This window comes from Thermotoga sp., from assembly GCF_021162145.1.
GTDB lineage: Bacteria > Thermotogota > Thermotogae > Thermotogales > Thermotogaceae > Thermotoga.
This window is the reverse complement of record NZ_JAGGZH010000117.1, coordinates 14,602-34,964: the sequence shown is the minus strand read 5'-3', so window position 1 is coordinate 34,964 and position 20,363 is coordinate 14,602. Positions and strand designations below refer to the sequence as shown.

20 protein-coding genes are annotated in these 20,363 nt (G+C 46.1%); 7 read left to right on the top strand and 13 right to left on the bottom strand.

All coding sequences use genetic code 11. The features are described from left to right. Nucleotides 1-366 precede the first annotated feature (366 nt). From J7K79_RS07545 to tsaE, 12 genes are all read right to left on the bottom strand, one after another. Nucleotides 367-1,950, bottom strand: a complete 1,584-nt coding sequence (locus tag J7K79_RS07545; RefSeq protein ID WP_296907088.1) for a bifunctional aspartate carbamoyltransferase catalytic subunit/aspartate carbamoyltransferase regulatory subunit — start codon at nt 1,948-1,950, stop codon at nt 367-369. A 34-nt stretch (nt 1,951-1,984) separates the two neighbouring features. Next, complete coding sequence (locus J7K79_RS07540; protein ID WP_296907086.1) at nt 1,985-2,497, bottom strand: dihydrofolate reductase family protein; 513 nt, start codon at nt 2,495-2,497, stop codon at nt 1,985-1,987. Next, nucleotides 2,482-3,891, bottom strand: a complete 1,410-nt coding sequence (gene gltA, locus J7K79_RS07535) for an NADPH-dependent glutamate synthase (protein ID WP_296907083.1) — start codon at nt 3,889-3,891, stop codon at nt 2,482-2,484. The genes J7K79_RS07540 and gltA overlap by 16 nt, the downstream gene beginning before the upstream one ends. Then, on the bottom strand, nt 3,888-4,721 hold the full coding sequence (locus J7K79_RS07530; RefSeq protein WP_296907081.1) for a sulfide/dihydroorotate dehydrogenase-like FAD/NAD-binding protein: 834 nt from the start codon (nt 4,719-4,721) through the stop codon (nt 3,888-3,890). Before J7K79_RS07530 ends, gltA begins: the two co-directional genes overlap by 4 nt. Further along, nucleotides 4,718-5,275, bottom strand: a complete 558-nt coding sequence (locus J7K79_RS07525) for an ABC transporter ATP-binding protein (RefSeq protein ID WP_296907078.1) — start codon at nt 5,273-5,275, stop codon at nt 4,718-4,720. The genes J7K79_RS07530 and J7K79_RS07525 overlap by 4 nt, the downstream gene beginning before the upstream one ends. Before the next feature lie 74 nt (nt 5,276-5,349). Continuing rightward, entirely contained in the window at nt 5,350-5,970 is a 621-nt protein-coding gene (locus tag J7K79_RS07520) for a hypothetical protein (RefSeq protein WP_296907075.1), read from the bottom strand. Next, the gene (locus J7K79_RS07515; protein WP_296907072.1) at nt 5,963-8,080 is read right to left on the bottom strand and encodes an SMC family ATPase; all 2,118 of its coding nucleotides are present in this window, start codon (nt 8,078-8,080) and stop codon (nt 5,963-5,965) included. Before J7K79_RS07515 ends, J7K79_RS07520 begins: the two co-directional genes overlap by 8 nt. After that, nucleotides 8,077-8,529 carry an AAA family ATPase gene (locus tag J7K79_RS07510; RefSeq protein WP_296907069.1) on the bottom strand — a complete coding sequence of 151 codons (453 nt, stop codon included), beginning with the start codon at nt 8,527-8,529 and terminating at the stop codon, nt 8,077-8,079. Before J7K79_RS07510 ends, J7K79_RS07515 begins: the two co-directional genes overlap by 4 nt. After that, nucleotides 8,519-9,670 carry an exonuclease SbcCD subunit D gene (locus J7K79_RS07505; protein WP_296907067.1) on the bottom strand — a complete coding sequence of 384 codons (1,152 nt, stop codon included), beginning with the start codon at nt 9,668-9,670 and terminating at the stop codon, nt 8,519-8,521. Before J7K79_RS07505 ends, J7K79_RS07510 begins: the two co-directional genes overlap by 11 nt. Next, nucleotides 9,663-10,049 carry a hypothetical protein gene (locus tag J7K79_RS07500; protein ID WP_296907063.1) on the bottom strand — a complete coding sequence of 129 codons (387 nt, stop codon included), beginning with the start codon at nt 10,047-10,049 and terminating at the stop codon, nt 9,663-9,665. Before J7K79_RS07500 ends, J7K79_RS07505 begins: the two co-directional genes overlap by 8 nt. After that, nucleotides 10,046-12,409, bottom strand: a complete 2,364-nt coding sequence (gene lon / locus J7K79_RS07495; RefSeq protein ID WP_296907060.1) for an endopeptidase La — start codon at nt 12,407-12,409, stop codon at nt 10,046-10,048. The genes J7K79_RS07500 and lon overlap by 4 nt, the downstream gene beginning before the upstream one ends. Beyond that, a complete protein-coding gene (gene tsaE, locus J7K79_RS07490) occupies nt 12,363-12,848 on the bottom strand; it encodes a tRNA (adenosine(37)-N6)-threonylcarbamoyltransferase complex ATPase subunit type 1 TsaE (RefSeq protein WP_296907057.1) in 486 nt (161 codons plus the stop codon). The genes lon and tsaE overlap by 47 nt, the downstream gene beginning before the upstream one ends. Nucleotides 12,849-12,914: 66 nt before the next feature. Between tsaE and J7K79_RS07485 the strand changes: the two genes are divergently transcribed. From J7K79_RS07485 to J7K79_RS07455, 7 genes are read left to right on the top strand one after another with little or no spacing between them, the layout of a single operon-like run. Next, the gene (locus J7K79_RS07485; protein ID WP_296907055.1) at nt 12,915-13,700 is read left to right on the top strand and encodes a DUF72 domain-containing protein; all 786 of its coding nucleotides are present in this window, start codon (nt 12,915-12,917) and stop codon (nt 13,698-13,700) included. Then, a complete protein-coding gene (locus J7K79_RS07480; protein ID WP_296907052.1) occupies nt 13,697-13,999 on the top strand; it encodes a hypothetical protein in 303 nt (100 codons plus the stop codon). Before J7K79_RS07485 ends, J7K79_RS07480 begins: the two co-directional genes overlap by 4 nt. 11 nt (nt 14,000-14,010) lie before the next feature. Beyond that, a complete protein-coding gene (gene glmU / locus J7K79_RS07475; protein WP_296907049.1) occupies nt 14,011-15,345 on the top strand; it encodes a bifunctional UDP-N-acetylglucosamine diphosphorylase/glucosamine-1-phosphate N-acetyltransferase GlmU in 1,335 nt (444 codons plus the stop codon). Between the two features lies 1 nt (nt 15,346). Continuing rightward, nucleotides 15,347-16,294 (top strand): ribose-phosphate pyrophosphokinase, encoded by a 948-nt coding sequence (locus J7K79_RS07470; protein ID WP_296907046.1) that lies wholly within the window; start codon nt 15,347-15,349, stop codon nt 16,292-16,294. A 22-nt stretch (nt 16,295-16,316) separates the two neighbouring features. Further along, nucleotides 16,317-16,964, top strand: a complete 648-nt coding sequence (locus tag J7K79_RS07465; RefSeq protein WP_296907044.1) for a 50S ribosomal protein L25 — start codon at nt 16,317-16,319, stop codon at nt 16,962-16,964. After that, on the top strand, nt 16,965-17,525 hold the full coding sequence (pth, locus tag J7K79_RS07460) for an aminoacyl-tRNA hydrolase (RefSeq protein WP_296907040.1): 561 nt from the start codon (nt 16,965-16,967) through the stop codon (nt 17,523-17,525). It abuts the gene before it with no gap. After that, entirely contained in the window at nt 17,522-17,923 is a 402-nt protein-coding gene (locus J7K79_RS07455; protein ID WP_296907037.1) for a UvrB/UvrC motif-containing protein, read from the top strand. The genes pth and J7K79_RS07455 overlap by 4 nt, the downstream gene beginning before the upstream one ends. 19 nt (nt 17,924-17,942) lie before the next feature. Here J7K79_RS07455 and J7K79_RS07450 read toward each other — a convergent pair whose 3' ends face one another. Continuing rightward, nucleotides 17,943-20,306 carry a sugar-binding domain-containing protein gene (locus tag J7K79_RS07450; RefSeq protein WP_296907035.1) on the bottom strand — a complete coding sequence of 788 codons (2,364 nt, stop codon included), beginning with the start codon at nt 20,304-20,306 and terminating at the stop codon, nt 17,943-17,945. Nucleotides 20,307-20,363 lie beyond the last annotated feature (57 nt).

Sequence of the window (20,363 nt, the reverse complement as noted above, 5' to 3'; positions counted from 1 at the left end):
TATTTTTATCAGATCGTGATCTAGTAAAGTTTTATTCACAAAAACCTGATTAGTTCCGATTGTTCACAAAGCAGGTGATGTTTGTATGAGGCATGTAGAGGTAGATACGGAGTATGCAATTACCGGTGATGGAAAAATTCAGTTTCAATACTTCCTTTGAGGTATGGAAACCAAAGCCGGTGTTTGATCTTCGCACACCTTGAGACAGAGTTTCAATAGTTCCTTAGAGGTATGGAAACAGAATGAACCTGCAACGTACCAGACCGTCTCTTTTGTGAGCGCTCCAGTGCCTGGGCATGGAAACCACCAGGCGTAAATAATAAAAGCAGGGGAAGTCCCCTGCTTTTCATTTGGGTGATAGGACTTTCAGATGCTCCATATCTCTTCAAACGAATGGGGGGTTTCACAGTACTCGCAGACAAACTGTCCTTTTTTGTTTCTCACAAAGGAGGGAGAGACGTTTTCCCCGTGGGCGGGGTTCGTTATACAGCTTTCGTTTTTACACCTCAGTTCTTCAAAGCCATAGATCGTGGGTGGGAGTTTTATCCTGTACTTTTCTGCAACTGTACTGTTTCTTATGATGTTCACCGTCGTGCTGGGAGATATTGCCGCGAGTTTCTTGATTTCCTTCTTGGAGAGATAGCGATTTGGAAGACTTATGTATCCCTTGAAACTACCATCACTCGACCTGAAGATTCCATCAGCACTGTCCACATCGTAGAGGTGAAGGATTTTTCTTATTTTAACAATTGTAGCGTATATTTCTTCTGGTGTTTTCCCCTTGGCAATGTGGTCGATAACGGTTCCGTTATCGATAGGTTTTATTCCTCTCTTTCCATCTTTTTGTACACCTTTATTACCGTGTGTTATTGGAGCCGGAATGATGAAGTCCTCCTCGTGCTTTATCTGTTTTCTCGATGTATCAAAAGGCGCTTCGATAGCACCTCCAAACATAGAGAGAAGCACTATCCTCACCCAGTATCCATTTCTGGCCTGAGTTTCCCATCCATTGAGAGGAAGTGGATCAAGAAAACTTGGAATGGTGGGGTAGAGTTTGTGTCGTGGTAGTGGATGGTAGAATTTCACCCCATCCGGTAACTTTTCCAGATATTCCTTTTTGAACGTGACCGCCTCTCTTAGAAGATGTTCTTTCTCCAGGATGTCTTCTCCCATTCTTTCCAATTGAAGACGTGTGAAGTACCATACCCTTGCAATGTCTTTTTGTTTTAAGTACTCCTCTATGGAGTGAAATTCTCTCACCTCAAAGCCGTTTTCTCTCATCTTTTCGATGTAGTACTCCGGCATTTTGAGTTCCTCAGGGGCTATGAGATCCACTTTCACGCTCCTGAATATCTTGAGACCGTTCACCTTGGAATGCACTGTTCTTCCATGCAAAAGATCACCAACCAAGGCAACGTGGATGAAAGTGTTGTCGAAATTGTTCTGCTCAAGGAAGGTGTACTCGTCGAGCAACTCCTGAGTGGGGTGCTCATGTTTCCCATCACCCGCGTTTATGAAAGATGGAATTTCTATGTTGTTTCTGACGGCAAACTCCGAAACTTTTCTTTCCAGAAGCCTGCAGACACCTTCTAATCTGGTCCTCACCACGAAAATGGAATAATCGCTGTAGCTTGTCAGCATCGAGAAGGTGTCCACATAACTTTCTTGTTTGTTGAAAGAAGAGTGTTCGGAATCGAAAACGTTCACCTTTACATTCGGTCCGGAATGAAACTTCGCCGCGTTTATGAAGGATTCCTTCGTTCTGGTACTGGGCTCCACAAAGACTATGTATATTCCCACGTTTTTCTTCTTTATTTTGAAATCCGAGACATCTTTTCTTTCGTGCCACTTTTGCTTCAACTCTCGCGTTTTCTCGTACAGGAACATCTGTTCCTCGACACTCAGATCTTCGATGACTGCCAGAGAGCGCCCAAGAAAGTCCCTTTTCAAGTTTCACGCACCCCCTCTCAAAAAAATATCGCACCTATCGGTGCGACTTTTCTAAGGAATATTTCAAAAGTATTGTTCCTCTTTTATTCAATCGTCTTGCCTCCAAAAGTTTCAGAGGGAAGAAGCCTTCAAACTCATCGAACGCAAAGATTCCTCTTCCGAGAATATAGGGCTCCACAGTGACGAACAGGAAATCCACAAGAGCGCTTTTCAGAAATTCAGTGAACACGGTCTTTCCTCCTACGATGGCGATCTGTTTGAAACCTCTTTCTTCCAGGAATTTTACCACATCCGCAGGTGATCCGTTCATAAAGACCAGGTTCGGTTCAGTAGAAACCCTTTCCTTTCGGGAAAGTACAACATTCAATCTGCCGGGAAGAGGCCTTCCAATTTCTTCAAATGTTACTCTACCCATGACGACGTTTCCTATGTCCTGAGTAATCTTTTTGAAGTACTCCCTGTCTTCCCTTGAGTTCCAACTTGTAAGATGAGATGCTATCTTTCCCGTGAGATCCATTGCGAAGATGAAGATCACTTCTGTCCCCATGGATCCCATTCTCCCGCCAGATAAGAATGAATGAATCGGGCTGCTCGCTTTCCTGCTCCCATTGCCCTTATAACTGTTGCCGCACCTGTAACGATGTCGCCTCCCGCGAAAACCCCTCTCACACTGGTGGCACCGGTATCTTCATCCGCCTTTATGTATCCTCGCTCGTTCAGTTCGAGGCCCGGGAACTCAGAGAGTAGCACCCGATTGGGACCCTGTCCAATGGCCTCTATTACCATATCGACTTCTATCAGAAAGTTGCTTCCTTCTATGGGAACCGGTTTTGGCCTTCCAGAACGATCAACTCCCTTCAATTCCATTTTCACACACTCCATTGCTTCTACATTTCCGTTAGCATCTCCAAGGTAGCGAACGGGAAGAGTCAACCAGAGGAACTCTATCCCCTCTTCGACCGCGTGATGGTATTCTTCTAATCTGGCCGGCATTTCCTTCTCTGTTCTTCTGTAGACAACAAAGACCTTCTCTGCCCCAAGTCTCAGGGCACTTCTTGCGGCGTCCATCGCTGTGTTTCCAGCACCGATCACAGCGACCCTTTTTCCAACCCGAACTGGTGTATCGTACTCTGGGAAGAGATAGGCCTTCATCAAGTTCACACGCGTGAGAAATTCGTTTGCAGAGTAAACGCCGTTCAAGTTCGTTCCAGGAATTCCCATGAACTTCGGTGTTCCCGCACCCGTTCCTATGAAAATGGCATCGTACTCCTTGAGGAGATATTCAACTTTCAGGGTTTTGCCCACGACCGTGTTGAGGAAGATGTTCACCCCAAGTTTTTTTATGTAATCCACTTCTCTTTCAACGATTTTCTTTGGAAGACGAAACTCCGGAATGCCGTAGACCAAAACTCCCCCCGGTTTATGAAAGGCTTCGAAAACATCCACTTTGTAACCAAGCTTTGCAAGATCTGCTGCGGCAGTGAGACCCGCGGGACCGGAACCCACAACGGCGACCTTTTCTTTTTTCTGACCAGCACTTTTCTCCACCTTTTCCTCGAGATTTTCAGCCGCCCAGTCTGCCACGAACCTTTCTAACCTTCCTATTGCAACAGGTTCGCTGTCCTTCATCTTTCCCACAACACATCTTGCCTCACACTGACTTTCCTGCGGACAAACTCTTCCGCAGATGGCCGGAAGGTTGTTGTAGCTCTTCAAAATCCTGTAGGCTGATTCCAATCTCCCTTCCCGAATCTCCCTTATAAATCCTGGAATGTCGATCCCCACTGGACATCCAGATACACACGGGTGTGTTGGGCACTGCAAGCATCGTTGAGCTTCCACAATCGCCTCTTCCAAGGAGTAACCCAGAGCAACTTCTTCGAAGTTCCTCTTTCTGACCTCTGGAGGTTGTTCCCTCATAGGTACTTTCTTTTTCCTCATTCTGTTTCACCTGCCGTTTTCAAGAATCTCTCGTACGATAACTTCTCTTGTTCTCTGTATTGAGAAAGCCTTTTCAAAAGCTCATCCCAGTCCACTTCTTCTCCTCTGAACTCCGGTCCGTCCACACACGCGAACTTTATCTTTCCACACACCGTTACCCTGCACGCTCCACACATTCCCGTACCATCGACCATTATAGGATTCAGAGAAACCCAGATTGGAACCCCGTACTCCATCGCTTTCAATGTACAAAATTTCATCATAATCGTCGGCCCCACAGCCCAACAGAAATCAAAAGATCGTTCCTTGAGGAGCAAATCCATGGCATCGGTGACGACTCCTTTCATTCCCGCACTTCCATCATCTGTTACCAGTACCACTTCTGATATCTCCTCAAATTCATCCGCCATTATCAAATAGCCTTTTGATCTTGCACCAAGAATCGCTGTGATACGATTTCCAGCTTTTTTCAACGCCCGTGCTATTGGATAGAGAGTGGCTATTCCAACACCACCCCCAACGAGTAGAACGTTTCCGTAGTTTCGAATCTCGCTTGGATTTCCAAGGGGACCTACCACGTCGAGTATGCTCTCTCCTTCCTCGAGTAACGAGAGCTCATGAGTTGTTTTCCCCACTACCTTAACCACCATTCTGAAGATTCCTTCATTTGGATTTGTGTCTGCAATGGTAAGTGGGATCCTCTCGCCCCTTTCATGTAATCTCACAACGACAAACTGCCCCGGTCTTGCTTCCCTCGATACTGCGGGTGTGTGAATCCAAAAATCAAAAACGTCCGCCGCAAGGCGTTTCTTCATCACAATCTCGTTCACTGTCCTTCCCCCCTGTGTTCGTTGTTGATGAAGAGGATCCTGTCACATACGCTTTTTATATCCTCCTCTATATGTGAAGAAACGATTATTGTGATACCCTCTTTCTTCAATCTTTTCAACATATCTCTCACAACGCCTGCAGATTCTATATCCAATCCGCTGGTGGGCTCGTCCAGGATCACCAGTTCAGGCTCGCCGAGAAGTGCCACTGCAATCGCCAGTCTCTGTTTTACTCCCTTTGAAGCGTTTTGAACGATTGTGTTCAAGAAAGATTCCAGCATAAGCTCCGATATCAGCGAATTCTTCACTCGAGTGCCTTTGAGCTGAGAGAAGAACACCAGGTTTTCGTAAACAGAGAGCTCTTCCAAAAGGGAGGGGAACTCCGGAACAAAGGCTATTCTTCGGCGAACACTTCTGAGGTCTTTGAGGGCATCTTTTCCAAAGAGGAACAGCCTTCCTTCATCCGGTTTCAGGATGGTTGCAAGGATCTTCAGAAGAGTTGTCTTGCCCGCCGAATTTTTCCCAACGATCCCGAGCGATTCTCCTTTTTTCACGGAAAGGGAAATCCCTTCCAGGATCCGCTTTTTACCGTAGGATTTTTTGATGTTCTCCGCGACCACAGGTCTGACTATAATCCCAGCTCCTTTCTTTCGCTTTCATTGATAAGAGAGACGAGCTTTGGGTTTTTGTACAGAATCATCTCCACCGCCCTTCTGAAGAACTCTTTTTGATCCTCGGAAAATTCGTTGCTTTTCATGGATTTCAGGAGTATCTTCAGAGATCTCTCGTTTGGAATGTGCGCTAGGACCATGGCCACCTGTTCGCAGAGCTCTTTTCTGTAGCTATCTTCGAACATGAGATACTCCAGCTCCGGTAGAAACACTTCTCCTTCACCTATCTTCGCCAACGCTTCGTATATCACGAGCAAAGCTTCCTCTGAGTCGTATTTTTCCATGAGCTCGTAGAGGATGTTCTTCATCCTTTTTTCTCCGAGATCTCCTAGGATATCTACTATGTAGAGGTTTGTGATGTCGTTTTTTTCAAAGCCTTTTTCTCTTCTCTTCTGAATTTCGTTGAAGAGAAATTCTCTTGCTCTGTCTCCGAATCTGTAGAACACCTCCGCGACGATTTCTTTCACTTCTGGATCCTCATCCTCCAGAAGTTCAACCAGTTTTGGAAACGCCTCTTCACCTTTCTCCCTGATAATCCTCTCTATCAGTTCTTCTTTTTTTCTCCTTTCCTCACTCATTCGATACGACAACCCCTTCTTCTATTCTCAGCCTTCTCTCGAAAGCATTCGAGAATTCCCTGTCGTGCGTGATCAGAACGATCACTTTGTTCAGTTTTTTCAGTTCTTTCAAAACAGAGGCCACCTTCGCCTTGTTTTCGACGTCGAGGCTTGAAAACCCCTCGTCTATGAAAAATGCGTCGAGTCTGCCGGAAGCAACTTCAGCTAAAGACATGGCGAGAGAAATCGCTATCAGGGAACTCTCTCCTCCGGAAAGCCCGCTTGCTAGCCTTTCGATCCCTCTGTCATATATCACGAATCCTTTGCTGGAAACGAAATCCATTTTGAACCGACCGTCCGTTAACACCTCTAAATAGGAGTTGGTTCGCTTTAAAACAGCTTCGAGCACCTTCTCCGTGAAGTACGAGTAAAACTCGTCTTTACGGAACAAAAGCCTTTTCAAAAGTCCAAACTCCTCGAGTCTCTTCTTCAGCTCCAGCAATTTGACCTCCAGTTCTTTTCCCTTCTTCTCCTTCGTCTTCACTTCCTCTATTATGTGCCGCACCCTACCCTCTTCCCTGTTTAGCTCGGAAAGTTTTCTTTTCACCTCATCCTGCTGGCCCAGGACCCTTTCGTACTCCTTCACTATCTCCGGGTTCAATCCCTTCTCTTCCAAGCTTTTAACATCCCTTTCGAGTAAGCAGATCTCCGTTTCAACAGCCTTCAGCGCGCTCTCAACATTCCTTGGCTCTTCTCTCACCAGAATCTCGAATTCTTCGGAGTTCAAACCCGTGTCCTTCAATCTCTTCATAAAATCTTCTTTCAAGCGTTCCAACTCTCTTCTCGAAGCATCAAGGCTCTCTTTCTTTGTTTCCATTTCGCTCAGGATGTTTCTGATCTGCTCATCGAGTTGCTCGATCCTTGCTTTCTCCGAGGCCACTTTTTCTGAAAGAGCCCTACATTCTTTCTCGAGTTCCTCGACGATTCTTCTTCTTTCTCTGATGATTCTTTCCATTCCTTCTTTATACCCGATTCGGTCGAGTTCTTTTTCTATCGTTCCTTTCTCCTCTACCAACTCGTTCAGTATTTGTTCTTTGTGGGCCAGAGCCTTTTCCACTTCCTCGATCGATGCTGAAAGATTTCTCCTTCTTTCTTCGAGAACACCCAGCTTGCTCTCCAGGATGGCCTTTTCCTTTTCCAGTTTCTCGAAATATTCACGATCAAAATCAACTGCTTTTGCCTCTCCGTGAAACTTTCCACCACATACCGGGCACGTATCTCCATCTTTCAGATGCGATGCTATCTGATATGCTAACCACATCAGCTGGTTTTTCTTCAGCTCAAGGAGCCTTTCCTCCGTCTCTTGAAGGGTTGCTTTCTTCTCTTCTATGATACTCTCAAGGTGAAAGAATTCCTTCCTTCTCTTTTCCAGTTCCTCACGGAGTTCCTTCACTTCCTGTTCAATTCGCTCTATGGCCTCAAATACTCTGATCCTTCTCTCCACAAGCGGTTGTGAACCTTCCAGTATTCTCTCGTACTCTTCTATTTCATCGCGAAGATCCTCTGCTTGCTCTCTCTTCTGTGAAAAACTTTTTTCATACAACGAAAGTCTTTCTATTGCCTTCTCCTTTTCCACCTGAAGTTTGTTGAAACGTGCTCTGTATCTGCTCATCTCATCGGAAAGGCGTGCTTGCTCTCTTTCCCTAATACGTAGCTCTTCAAAAATGGGTTTGAGTTCCCTTGCCTTCTTTATTTTCCTTTCCTGCTTCACCTCTTCCTCCAGCTTTTCCTTCTCTTGGAGCAGCTTTTCCAGTCTTCTTCTCTTTTCTTCCAGCTCCCGATATCGTTCAACAAGGTAAGACAGCCTCTTTTCTTCTTCTCGGAGCTTTCTCTCCTCGTCCAGAAGCCTTTCTTTTTCGTTCAACAAGGCTGCAAGCTTTTTGTTCAAATCCTCCAGCCTGTACTCATCGAGGTAGCCGAGGATCTCTGAAAGGACTTTTTCATGACCCGATATCTCCTGACTCAACTCGCTCACCTTCTTGCTGAGTGTGTCCTCCAGCTTCTTCAAAATATCCTCGTCCAAAAAGACGTCTGATATGATCTTGGATACCTCACCGGGGGTTGACTTCAAGAGCTCATCGATCTTTCCCTGTGGGAGGAAGATCGTCTTCGTGAAGGTTTGGAGTCCACTCCCAGAATCTCCTCGATTTTCTTTCTCACATCATCCACTTTCACTGCTTGCCTCGCTTTCTTCCCTTCTTCCAACACTTCAACAAGGACAGCAGAATGTCTCTTTCTTCCACTCGAGTCTATTTCCCTCAGGACTTCGTATCTTCTGCCTCCTCGCTCAAAACGGAAGACCAGCTGGGCCTTTCTTTCTGAAGATCCCGTGTTCACATAGTCATAAACGCTTCTTCCGTATCTTATACCCTCTCCGAACAGTGCAAAAGAGATGGCTTCGAATATCGATGACTTTCCAGCACCGTTTGGACCTTCTATAATCGTGATGCCTCTTTCGAAAGTTATATCCACACTCTTCAACCCGAGGAAATTTTTAGCTACGAGTCTTTCAGGTTTCATTCTTTCTCACCTCTTCGAGCAACTCCTCAAAAAGTTTTATGATGTTCTCGTGATTCTCCACACGGATCTTCACGTACTCTTTGAAGAGCTCGAAGAAATCCAGTTTCGATATTTCTTCTCTCACATCGTTCACGCTGCTTCGAAACACTTTTTCGATCCTTTTTTCAACCTTCACTACATTGTCGATCTCACCGAGAATCTCATGAGCTATGTTGAAAGGATCTTCTTCGTAGGTGACTCTCACATAACCTTGAAAGGTGCGACAGAATTCTTTTATTTCTCTCCTTGCAGAGGTGTCCAGCGTTTTGTAAAACAGGGTCTTCAGTGGAAGTGGATCGGTATCGATTCTTCTGTAATCGGGTTCGCTTCCCCTTTTCACAACCACAAGCACTGCACCTTTTTCATCTCCTTCTTCACCAAAATCCAGTCTTATAGGGGATCCAGAGTAAACCATCAATGGTTGTTCCTGTACCACTCGAAAACCGTGTAGGTGCCCGAGCGCCACGTAGTCAACGAAGGATGGAATAAGATTTCGGTTTATCACAATCTCCCTTCCTTGCTCAACACTCACGTAAGGCTCTAGACCTTCCACTGTGAAGTGACCCATGAACACCGCAAAGTCTTCTTTACCTGCCTCCCGGAGTTTTGACAGTTTCGACTCAAGATACAGGGAGAAATCTTTTCCTTTTGATATTTTTGCTTCGAGTCCTTCCGATTCCTCCGGATATGGAAAGGGGAGGATTCTTACCTTCTGCCCCCGTTTTGCGACAACATCCACAGGCTCGTAATGCCTCAAAAAGACAAGGTCACTCGATAGAACTTGAAGCAGATCCCCGAACGCTTTCAAGCCACGCCAATCGTGGTTACCCAGTAGCACCACAACTGGTGCGATCTTCAGCATCTTTCTTAAGTACTCCATGGCTTCGTTCACGGCAAGAACACCGGGATTCGATCTGTTGTGAAGCAAATCCCCTGTTACCAAGAAAAGGTCTACGTCCTCTCTCTCTGCCTCTTCGATCACCCTATCCAGTGCCTTTTTTATCTCAACCCTGCGATCCACAGGCTTTGAACTGTTCCAGGAAGTGATTCCAAAATGCCAGTCTGAGGTGTGAAGCAGCTTCAACTCCTTCAATTCAATCACCCGCCAGCCTTTTCTTGCACTCTTCTATGTAGAAATTCGCTATCTTCTTGACCTCTTCGCTGTCTGTCAAATTTGAAGCCTTTTCAAACAACACCAGGGCTTCTCCGTAGTCGGCAAGCCTGTACAGATCCTTTGCCTCTGCAAGGAGGGAGCGTGCCTTTCTCTCCTTCAGAAGATCCATTCCCTCTATTTCCAGCCCTTCTTTTTTAACGTAATCAGCGAACTTTTCGTAATCGGAGAAAATGTAAAGTTCGTAGGCCTTCAACATCTTCTCTGTACGCTCAACTCTTTCGCTCAGCGCCCTGTAGGAGAAGTACGTGACGATGAAAAGAAATGCAAATATCGTCAGAACGATCACATAAAACATGTCTTTCTTCACTCGCGTACTGCCTCCTTCAAAACTTCTTTTATTTCTCTACAGAACACGATTTCCAGCCCGTTCAAATACTCTTTTGGTATCTTCTCCACATCCGGCCTGTTCCGTTCAGGCAAGATCACTTTTTTGATTCCTGCCCTCTTCGCGGCAAGAAGCTTTTCTCTGATGCCTCCCACTGGAAGTATTTTCCCTCTCAATGTGATTTCGCCCGTCATGGCCACGTCTTTTCTTACCTTCTTTTCGGTAACAGCAGAGTATAGAGCAACGGTAATGGTAACACCAGCCGAGGGTCCGTCTTTTGGCACAGCACCTTCGGGAACGTGTATGTGTATATCGTTCTTTTCAAAAACATCTCTGCACTCTTCTCCACACATTTTTCTCACTACACTGAGTGCAATTTTAGCGGACTCCTTCATGACGTCTCCCATATACCCTGTCAATATGAGATTCCCTTTACCTGGAACAAGAAGGCTCTCTACAACAAGAACGCTTCCACCTGTTGGTGTCCAGGCAAGACCAGTGACGGCTCCCACTGCATCTTCTTCCAGCACATCTTCTGCTCTGTAAACGGCCGGTCCAAGCAATTCTTTTACATCCCCCACTCTTATCTTCAAATACTCCCGCTCGCTCTTCACGAGGCTTTTTCTCACCACTTTTTCTATGAGCCTTTCCAGATTCCTCACACCCGCTTCTCTTGTGTACTCTCTGATGATCTTTTTGATCGCACTCGGAGTGAAGTTCACCTGGGACAGACCGTATTGGTTTACAATCCTTGGAACGATGTAATCTTTTGCGATGTGATACTTCTCCAGGTCGGAATATCCCGGTATCTCTATAACTTCCATTCTGTCTCTGAGGGCTGAGGGAATCGTGTGCAACACATTCGCAGTCGTAATGAAGAGAACTTGTGAAAGGTCGAATGGTATCTCCAGATAGTGGTCCACGAAATCCTTATTTTGCTCTGGATCCAGAACTTCGAGGAGAGCTGAAGCGGGATCCCCTTGGAAGCTGATACCCATCTTGTCCACCTCGTCCAGCAGGATGACAGGATTTTTCGTTCCCACTCTCCTGATTATCTGGACGATCCTTCCAGGCATGGCACCCACGTAAGTTCGGCGATGGCCCTTTATTTCAGCCTCATCCCTCAGACCTCCAAGGGACATTCTTCCAAACTTTCTGCCCATAGCCTCCGCGATAGTCCTTCCAAGGGAAGTCTTTCCAACACCTGGGGGACCAACAAGGCACAGAATCGGTGCCTTCAGATTCTTTGAAAACTTCCTCGCAATGAGATACTCCAGGATTCTCTCTTTGACCTCTTCCAATCCGTAGTGATTCTTGTCCAGAATTTTTCTTGCCTCTTTCACATCTATCCTGTCACTCGTTGTGGTGTTCCACGGAAGGTTCAACAGCCAATCTAGATAAGTTCTCACGACGGTGGCTTCTGCGCTGTACGGAGACATCTTCTCCAACCTCTGGATCTCCTTCATGGCTTTTTCTTTCACGTAGTCTGGATAGTCACCTCTTTCAACCTTTTCGTAAAGTTCTTTGATCTCCAGTTCTTCCTCTGCTCCCAATTCTTCCTTTATGGCTCTCAATTTTTCTCGCAAAACATACTCTCTCTGCGTTTTTTCTATTCTGTCTTTGACTTTTTTTTCTATTTCCTCTTCTATCTCCAGGATCTCTATCTCCTTCACCAGGATGGAGAGAACTTTCTCCAAGCGATGAAGGGGATGAACTGTTTCCAGCAATTCTTGCTTTGTCTCGAGTGGAACCGGCAAGATAGAAGCCACGAAGTCTGCCAGTCTGTTTGGATCCTGCATTTCTCTCAGTGTGGCCAGGGTTTCTTGAGGAAATTTCCTGGTGAGGTTGAAATACCTGATCGCTTTATCTTTCACACTTCGCATCAATGCCTCCAGCTTTTTTGTCTTCCGGTATTTTACCTTCAGCACTTCCAACTTCACAAGGAAAAAAGGATCCGTAGAGACGAAGTCTTTCAAGCGAGCCCGCTCCAGTCCCTCCACCAGTACTTTGAAGGTGTCGTCGGGAAGTTTCATTATCTGAAGAACCTTGACGATCGTTCCCACCCTGTAAAGATCTTCGGGAGTTGGTTTTTCAACGGATGGATCGATCTGGTTAACAACGAAAAGAAGTCTATCGTACCTCTCCATCGCCTCCTCGAGGGCGATGAGAGATTTTTCTCTTCCAACGTAGAAAGGAACAACAGTGTTAGGGAAGACTCCCAAACCGTTCCTCAAAGGAATACAGGGAAGGTTGTCTGGTATTTTGAGATCTCTCTCCTGCTGTCTGGCGTATTTTTCAAGAACTCTGAAGCTCCTTCCCGTCTCTTTCGATTGCTTCGGCAAGATAGTTCACCTCCTCAGGTATTGAGATTTCCACGTTCCTGGAAAGTTCATCTGCCACTTCGATCTTCACTTTTATCGTGTCCTCCGGCCAGAAGTTTTTGAACAGGTCTCCCCACTCCACAACCAACACTCCTTCTTCGCCTTCCAGCACATCCTCAACGTCTAGAAGAAGAAACTCAGGATCCTGCACTCTGTAAAGATCGAGATGGTATATCGTCTTCGTTCCAGGGTAGACGTTCATGAGGGTAAAGGTGGGGCTCTTCACAATTGACTCCTCCAACCCGATCGCTCTGACCATCCCCCTCACGAACGTTGTCTTCCCCGCTCCAAGGTCACCCGACAGTACGACCACCTCTCTTCCTCTCAGAGCCTTCGTCATCACCTCGGCCAGTCTTTTGAGCTTTTCTTCGTCCAGATGTTCAAACACGAGTTTCTTCATCTTTCATTCCTCCACGTGTGTTGTACAATACATATTGAAGCACTCCTTCGGAAGGAGACAAGACGGATGGTCTATGTGGGAACGAGTGGCTTTTCCTTTGAAGATTGGAGAGGACCCGTGTATCCTGAACATCTGAAACCCTCTCAGTTTTTAAAATACTACTGGGCGGTACTCGGGCTCAGAATAGTCGAGCTGAACTTCACATATTATACACAGCCATCGTGGCGTTCTTTTGTTCAGATGTTGAGAAAGACCCCTCCCGACTTCTATTTTACCGTAAAGCTTCCAGGGAGTGTGACGCACCTCCTCTGGAAAGAAAAAAAGGATCCAAGAGACGAAATGAAGAACTTTATTGAAGAGATAAAACCACTCGTCGAAGAGGGAAGATTGAAAATGTCTCTTGCCCAATTCCCGTTTTCGTTCAAATATTCTTCCAGCAATCTGGAGTACCTGAAGCGATTGAAGGAGAGCTGTTCTCTTCATCTTGCATGTGAATTTCGTCACCGCTCCTGGGATAGGGACGACGTGTATCATTTCCTGAGGAAGCAGGAGATAACGTTTGTGATAGTAGACGCACCAAAAATCTCAGGTTTGTTCCCGTACAAACCGATTGTGACGACGGATTATGCTTACTTCAGATTCCATGGAAGAAATGAGCGCTGGTTTGAAGTAGAAGGGGAAGAACGATACAACTACCTTTACAGTCGTGAAGAGTTGAGTTCCTTTTTAAACGATGTACTGAACATATCCCGGAAGGTGAAAGAAACGTACGCTTTCTTCAACAACTGTTACAAAGGCCAGGCGGCGATCAACGCACTGGAGTTCAAAAAGATGCTGGAGGAGAGAGTGTGAGTGCCTTGGATGATATACTGAACGCCCTCGAAGAATCCCAGGAGGACATCTTCGATCTCATGGAAAGACACATCCACCATCTCAGAAGAAAGTATTCCGATGAGGAAATCCACGAGGCGCTACAAATGATACTGTTTGCCATGGAGATCTCACAAAAACCGATTGTTCATCATGTCTTCGAGGTTTACCCCAGGGAAAAGAGGGTGTTCGTGGAGGACGAGATAACAAAAGAAGAGATTGAAGGCTTTTTGAAAGGAGAACTGGGCGAGCTGGATCTTGAGAAGAAAAACTGGTTTTGAGGGGTGAAACCGTGAAAGCACTCATTCTGGCCGCTGGAAAAGGAACAAGAATGAAGTCCAGAATGCCAAAAGTGTTGCACAAGCTCTCCGGTAAACCCATGATAGAGTGGGTAATTGAAACAGCAGGGAAGGTGGCTCAAAGAGTCGGAGTTGTTCTCGGTTTTGGAGCAAAACAGGTCAAGGAACATCTTCCGAGGTGGGTCGATGTTTTCATCCAGGAAAGGCAGCTGGGAACGGCACACGCTGTGATGTGTGCAAGAAAGTTCCTGGACCCAGATGACGATGTTATCATCCTGTACGGAGACGTCCCATTGATAAGCGACAGCACTCTCAAAAGGATGGTCGAGGAGCACAAAAAGGGAGCAGACGTCACGATCCTGGTGGCAGACGCGGAAAATCCCTCCGGGTACGGACGAGTCATAGAAAACGAAGGAAGGTACAAAATAATAGAAGACGCGGATCTTCCAGAGGACCTGAGAAGTATCAGGACGATCAATACCGGATTCTATATCTTCTCCGGTAGATTTCTCCTGGAAATGCTCCCAAAGATCAAAAATGACAACGCAAAGGGAGAGTACTATCTCACAGATGCAGTGAACTTTGCTGAGAACGTTCGAATCGTCAAGACAACGGATCTTCTGGAAATCACGGGTGTGAACACCAGGAAAACACTGGTCTGGCTTGAAGAACAGTTGAGAAAAAGAAAGATAGAAGAACTGTTGGAAAATGGCGTTACGATACTGGATCCAAACACCACCTATATACATTACTCCGCAGAAATAGGAGTGGACACGGTGATACATCCCATGACCTTCATAGAAGGAAAGACGAAGATAGGCGATGGTTGTGAAATAGGGCCCATGAGCCGCATCGTCGACTGCGAAGTGGGAAACAACGTAAAGATAGTGCGTTCGGAGTGTTTTAGAAGTGTGATTGAAGACAATGTCTCTGTAGGACCTTTCGCCAGGTTGAGGGAAGGAACCGTTTTGAAGAAATCGTCAAAAATTGGAAACTTCGTTGAAATCAAAAGAAGTACAATTGGAGAGGGGACAAAAGCTCAACACCTTAGTTACATAGGGGACGCCCACGTGGGAAAAGACGTAAACATAGGAGCTGGCACCATCACGTGCAACTACGATGGGAAGAAGAAAAATCCAACTTTCATCGAGGACAGAGCTTTCATAGGAAGCAACACTTCTTTGGTGGCTCCCGTTCGTATAGGGGAAGGAGCACTCATAGGGGCTGGATCAGTAATCACCCAGAATGTTCCTCCCCACTCTTTAGGACTGGGAAGGGCCCGTCAGATTGTAAAGGAAGGATGGGTGCTGAAAAGAAAGGAGGAATGATATGTCCTTTTCAAATGAAATGAAGATTTTCGCTGGGAATTCTAACAAGCCCCTTGCGGAGAAGATAGCCAAGTATCTGAACCTCCAGCTCGGCGACTGCGAAGTAGGCAGGTTTGCGGATGGAGAGATAAACGTTCGAATCAACGAAACGGTGAGGGGACACGATATATTCCTCATTCAATCCACATCTCCCCCCGTCAACGAGAACCTCATGGAACTGCTTATCATGATCGATGCGTTCAAGAGGGCTTCGGCTAACACAATAGCCGTTGTCATTCCTTACTATGGATACGCGAGACAAGACAGAAAGGCAAAGGGAAGAGATCCGATAAGCGCCAAACTGGTGGCGAATCTGATCACTGTGGCGGGGGCGACTCGAGTTCTCACAATTGATCTCCACGCAGAGCAAATTCAGGGATTTTTCGACATACCAGTTGACAATCTCTGGAGTTACCCTGTCTTCGCCGAGGAGCTTCGAAAGAGAGAAGAGATAGTTCCCGAAGAGACGGTAGTCGTGTCCCCAGACGTGGGAGGTGTGAGGAGAGCAAGAAGGATGGCAGAGCGATTGAAAACGTCTCTTGCCATCCTTGACAAAAGAAGGCCGAGTGACAACGTAGCGGAGGTTGTCAACATAATAGGAGAAGTGAAAGACAAGGTAGTAATCCTGTTCGATGATATAATAGATACTGCCTATTCGATAGTGAAGGGTGCCGAGGCTCTGAAAAAAGCCGGTGCAAAGAAGATCATCGCCTGTGCAACACATGGAGTGTTTTCGGAAAATGCCCTCGAGAGAATAGAGAATTCTTCGATAGACACTGTTTATATAACAGATACTATTCACCATGAAAAACTACCCGAAAAGGTGAAGGTTATCTCGGTAGCGAACCTGATAGGAGAAGCCATCATGAGGATCAGAAAACACCTATCGGTGAGCATACTCTTCAGATGAAGACCTACAGGAGGGAGAAGAGATGGTAAGTCTAGAGGTCAAGTTGAGAAAGCCGAAAGGTAAAAGGGAATCAAGACGTCTCAGAGGAAAAGGAGAAATACCTGCTATCGTGTACGGTCCCGCAACGGACCCCATCCCCGTGAAAATAAAAAGATCGGTACTCGAAAAGGTTTTCCACACTATAACGGAGACCACTCCTATCCGGCTCGTTATCAAGGACGAGGAAGAAAAAACAGTTTCAGAGAAAACCGTGTTCTTGAAGATGATCCAGAGGGATAAGGTCTCCGAAGCAATCGTTCACGTGGATTTTTACGAACCCACCAGAGGCCACAGGATGAGGATCAACGTCCCTCTCAAAGTAGTTGGAAAACCTGTTGGTGTAGAAAAAGGAGGATTCCTCGAGATTTACCACGAGGAAATCCCCATTGAAACGGATCCCGACAGGGTTCCCCAGGAGATAGAGGTGGATGTTTCCTCGCTTGACCTGGGAGATGTGATCCACGCAAAAGATCTGAAACTTCCAGAGGGTGCGAAATGCCTTCTCGAAGATGAAGAAGCGGTAGTATCCGTCCTCGTTCCGAAAGAGGTGACCATCGAGGAAGAAGAAGTCACAGAAGAAGAAGCGGCAGAGCCAGAAGTTATAAAGAGAAAGGAAGAAGAGGAAGAGTAAATGGTCGTCGTGGGATTGGGAAATCCAGGCCCACGTTATGCCTTCACGAGGCATAACGTGGGTTTCTTGTTTCTGGATCACCTGAAAAGCAAGGGTTGGAAACCGGAGAAGTTCTTCGAATGGAACAAAACACAGCTGGACGATCATGAGGTCATACTCGTAAAACCTCTGACCTATATGAACCTTAGCGGTGTTGCAATGCCGTATATAATGCGCTTCTTCCAAGTAAACGTGGATGATATAATAGTAGTGTACGACGATGTGAGTTTGAAGCTTGGAAAGATCAGAATCAGGAAGAAAGGTTCAGACGGTGGACACAACGGTATGAAGTCGATCATTCAAACACTTGGAACGCAGGAGATAAAACGTATAAGAGTAGGAATAGGAGAAAAACCAGAGGAAATGAGCTTGGTAGACTTCGTTTTGGGGGAGTTCTCAGAAGAGGAACTCGTCGTGCTTCAAAAGGTCTTCGAGCTTTCCAGAAACGCACTGGTGACGATTCTTGTTGAAGGAATCGACAAAGCGATGTCCGTCTACAACTCCGCAGAGGTGAGAGCATGAAGTGCATGAAATGTGGTCAGGAAACCTCGAATGTTTACAAGATAAACTTCGATGGCGTGGAAAAAAAGATTTCTTACTGCAAAAGATGTACGGTCGAAATTCTGAAAAACAGTGTACCTCTCAGAAAGACCCCAGGTGTTTTGGATGAAACTCTCAGGAAAGGCAAGCGTATTTCCCTTGAGGGTGAAATGACTGTGTTCGTAGAGATTCCCATTCGCGTGCTAGAGCAAATGTTCGAAAAGTGGCATTCACAGGAAAGGGAAGCTCTCCTGAACGAGAGAAGGATCATATTCCTGGAACGAAAACTGAGGGAGGCCATAAAGAACGAAGATTACAGGAGAGCAAGCCGCTTGAAACAGCTGATAACTCAAATAAAAAGAAAGACGGACGTAAAATGAAAGCCCCACGAGGGGGCTTTCATCTTTTCAGGTAGTCAAAGAGAGACTTTACATCGGAGAATCCACCGGGTTTTTTAAGCAGAATCTTTTCTTCGGGTTCGAGAAATAAGAAGTCGTCTTCCGGCAGCTCTTTCGAAAAGATCTTAACACCGAAAGCGGGTCTTTTCGCCGTTATTTCGATCGTATCTTTTTTTTCGCTCACCGAGATCATCGGATCTAAAATGTTCATCTCTCTCCACTTTCTTAAGATTCTGTAGTTTTTGAAAGTCTTGCCCTCTATTTGCACCTCGGCAAAGAACACTAGATCGTTCGAAGCAGAAACGATATCTACCAGAGTTACCGAATCGGGAGGCAGTGTCACATCGTAGAATTTTTCAAACACCAGATCCCCAGACATTTTGTAGGCTGCAAATCTGACGCCGGCCTTTTTGAGTTCCCTCAGATCGCTCACGATGAAGAGTCCTACCTTACCATCGACCCTCTTCACAACTGGCAACACATCTGCAAAGAATCTTCTTGCGTAGTAATACAGGGCTTTGGGTCTTTTGAAATAATCCACAGCAGACCAACTGAAGACAGGCCAGCTGTCGTTGAGCTGCCAAAAGAGCGTTCCGGCTGTTTTGTACTTTCTACTCCTCCAGTGTTCCACACCAAACTTGATCGCTTCTGCCTGGTTGAGCTGAGATAGATAAACGAAACTTTCAAAGTCCCTACACTGGCCAAAGTTTCCGTAGATAAACCTGATGAGTCTTTCTTGTCCTTCCACCTGCTTGTTGTGTTTCAACATGACGGGGTGAAATGGTTCTTGCTCCTCTGGTTCTGAAAAGAACTCGATCGTCTTCATATGAGGGGCTCCTTGGAAACCGAATTCACTTATGAACTTTCCAGTGTCCTCCTCATAATGACCGTAGTTCATCCAGCCACTCCAGACGTTCCAGACATGTCTGTCACCTTCTCTCTCACTGTTCGCCTTTTCCCCACCGTACGGACTGGAGGGCCAGTACGGTGTTGCTGGATCCTCCTCTGCACATATCTTGGGAAAGTCAAAGAGATAGAGCCTGTTTCCCAGATTGATGCCGTCCACCTTTCTTGCCATGTTACCCCATTCATCGAATCCCCAGTTGTTCTCGTTGTTACCACACCAGAGAACGATGGAAGGATGATATCTGAGTTTCCTCACCACTTTTCTCGCCTCGTCGTTTGCGAGCTTTCTGAACCACGGTAAGTGATCTGGATATTCCAGGCACGCGTACATGAAGTCCTGCCAGACCATGATACCCAGCTCGTCACACAGCTTGTAGAAATCTTCACTCTCGTAGATTCCCCCACCCCAAACCCTCAACATGTTCATGTTGGCCTCTTTTGCCATCTTTATGAGTTTCTCGTAATCCTCAGCTTTCAGCCAGGTGAGGATGTTGTCGGCCGGTATCCAGTTTGCTCCCTTCGCGAAGACCTTTTCACCGTTTATCTCGAAAATGAACGTCTTCCCATCTTCGATGGATTCCTGTAGAATTCTCACTTTTCTCAAACCGATTCTTTTCTCCTCCCTGTAGACTTCTCCTCCTGATTCCTTCAACACAAAGGAGAAATCATAAAGGTACGGATCTCCCACGTTCCAGGGATACCAGAGCTTTGCGTTCTTTAACTTAAAAATACCTTCGAAGAACTTTTCTCCGTTTCTTTCCACTACCTGATAGCTTCCCATCTTTTCACCCTTCACGAAAACCTCAACCTCAAGATCTCCTTCACCGTAGATGAATCCGTTCACCTTTACAAAAGCATCTTTCCCCTCGAGATCAACCAGACAGGCGGTAGAATCCTGAAGGCGAGCCTTTTTGTATGTTTCGATGTAAACGGGTCTCCAGATACCACTCGTTACGATTCGAGCACCCCAGTCCCAGCCGTAGGAGTACTGGGCTTTCCGAATGTAGCCCCTGATACTGTCTTCCGGTCCTCCCAGTACCCCGTAATTCTGTTCTAAAGTCTTCGGAACTTCCACAGGAGACTTTATGAACACCCTCAGGTGGTTTTCCTCCTTCAACACACTCTTGATATCGAATCGATATTCAAGAAACATGTCTTCGGTACTTCCAAGATACACATCGTTCAAGTAAATGTCGGCCAGTGTATCTACTCCTTCGAAAACAAGGTCGACTCTATCTTCGTCGGAAAGCTTTTCATGAAAGTCAAATTCTTTTTCGTAGATCCATTCTCTGTCCTCAATCTTTTTGAAAAGATCTTCGTTGGTCCCCACGTAGGGATGGGGAAGCAGTCCTTCCCTGACCAGATCGGCCTGAACAACTCCTGGAACAACACCCGTGAGAGAAAATTCCCCTTTCGAATCTCTGATGTGCCATTTCCCGCTCAGATCAACTCGTTTCACAATACCGCCTCCTTTCCTCATCATGAATGTATACCACAGAAAAGATGAAAAAACGAA

Excerpts from the sequence above, each read along its gene's own strand:
- J7K79_RS07540 (WP_296907086.1), bottom strand. The coding sequence starts at position 2,497 with ATGGGGACAGAAGTGATCTTCATCTTCGCAATGGATCTCACGGGAAAG.
- gltA (WP_296907083.1), bottom strand. The coding sequence starts at position 3,891 with ATGAGGAAAAAGAAAGTACCTATGAGGGAACAACCTCCAGAGGTCAGA.
- J7K79_RS07520 (WP_296907075.1), bottom strand. The coding sequence starts at position 5,970 with ATGAGTGAGGAAAGGAGAAAAAAAGAAGAACTGATAGAGAGGATTATC.
- J7K79_RS07510 (WP_296907069.1), bottom strand. The coding sequence starts at position 8,529 with ATGAAACCTGAAAGACTCGTAGCTAAAAATTTCCTCGGGTTGAAGAGT.
- tsaE (WP_296907057.1), bottom strand. The coding sequence starts at position 12,848 with ATGAAGAAACTCGTGTTTGAACATCTGGACGAAGAAAAGCTCAAAAGA.
- J7K79_RS07485 (WP_296907055.1), top strand. The coding sequence starts at position 12,915 with ATGGTCTATGTGGGAACGAGTGGCTTTTCCTTTGAAGATTGGAGAGGA.
- J7K79_RS07470 (WP_296907046.1), top strand. The coding sequence starts at position 15,347 with ATGTCCTTTTCAAATGAAATGAAGATTTTCGCTGGGAATTCTAACAAG.
- J7K79_RS07465 (WP_296907044.1), top strand. The coding sequence starts at position 16,317 with ATGGTAAGTCTAGAGGTCAAGTTGAGAAAGCCGAAAGGTAAAAGGGAA.
- pth (WP_296907040.1), top strand. The coding sequence starts at position 16,965 with ATGGTCGTCGTGGGATTGGGAAATCCAGGCCCACGTTATGCCTTCACG.
- J7K79_RS07455 (WP_296907037.1), top strand. The coding sequence starts at position 17,522 with ATGAAGTGCATGAAATGTGGTCAGGAAACCTCGAATGTTTACAAGATA.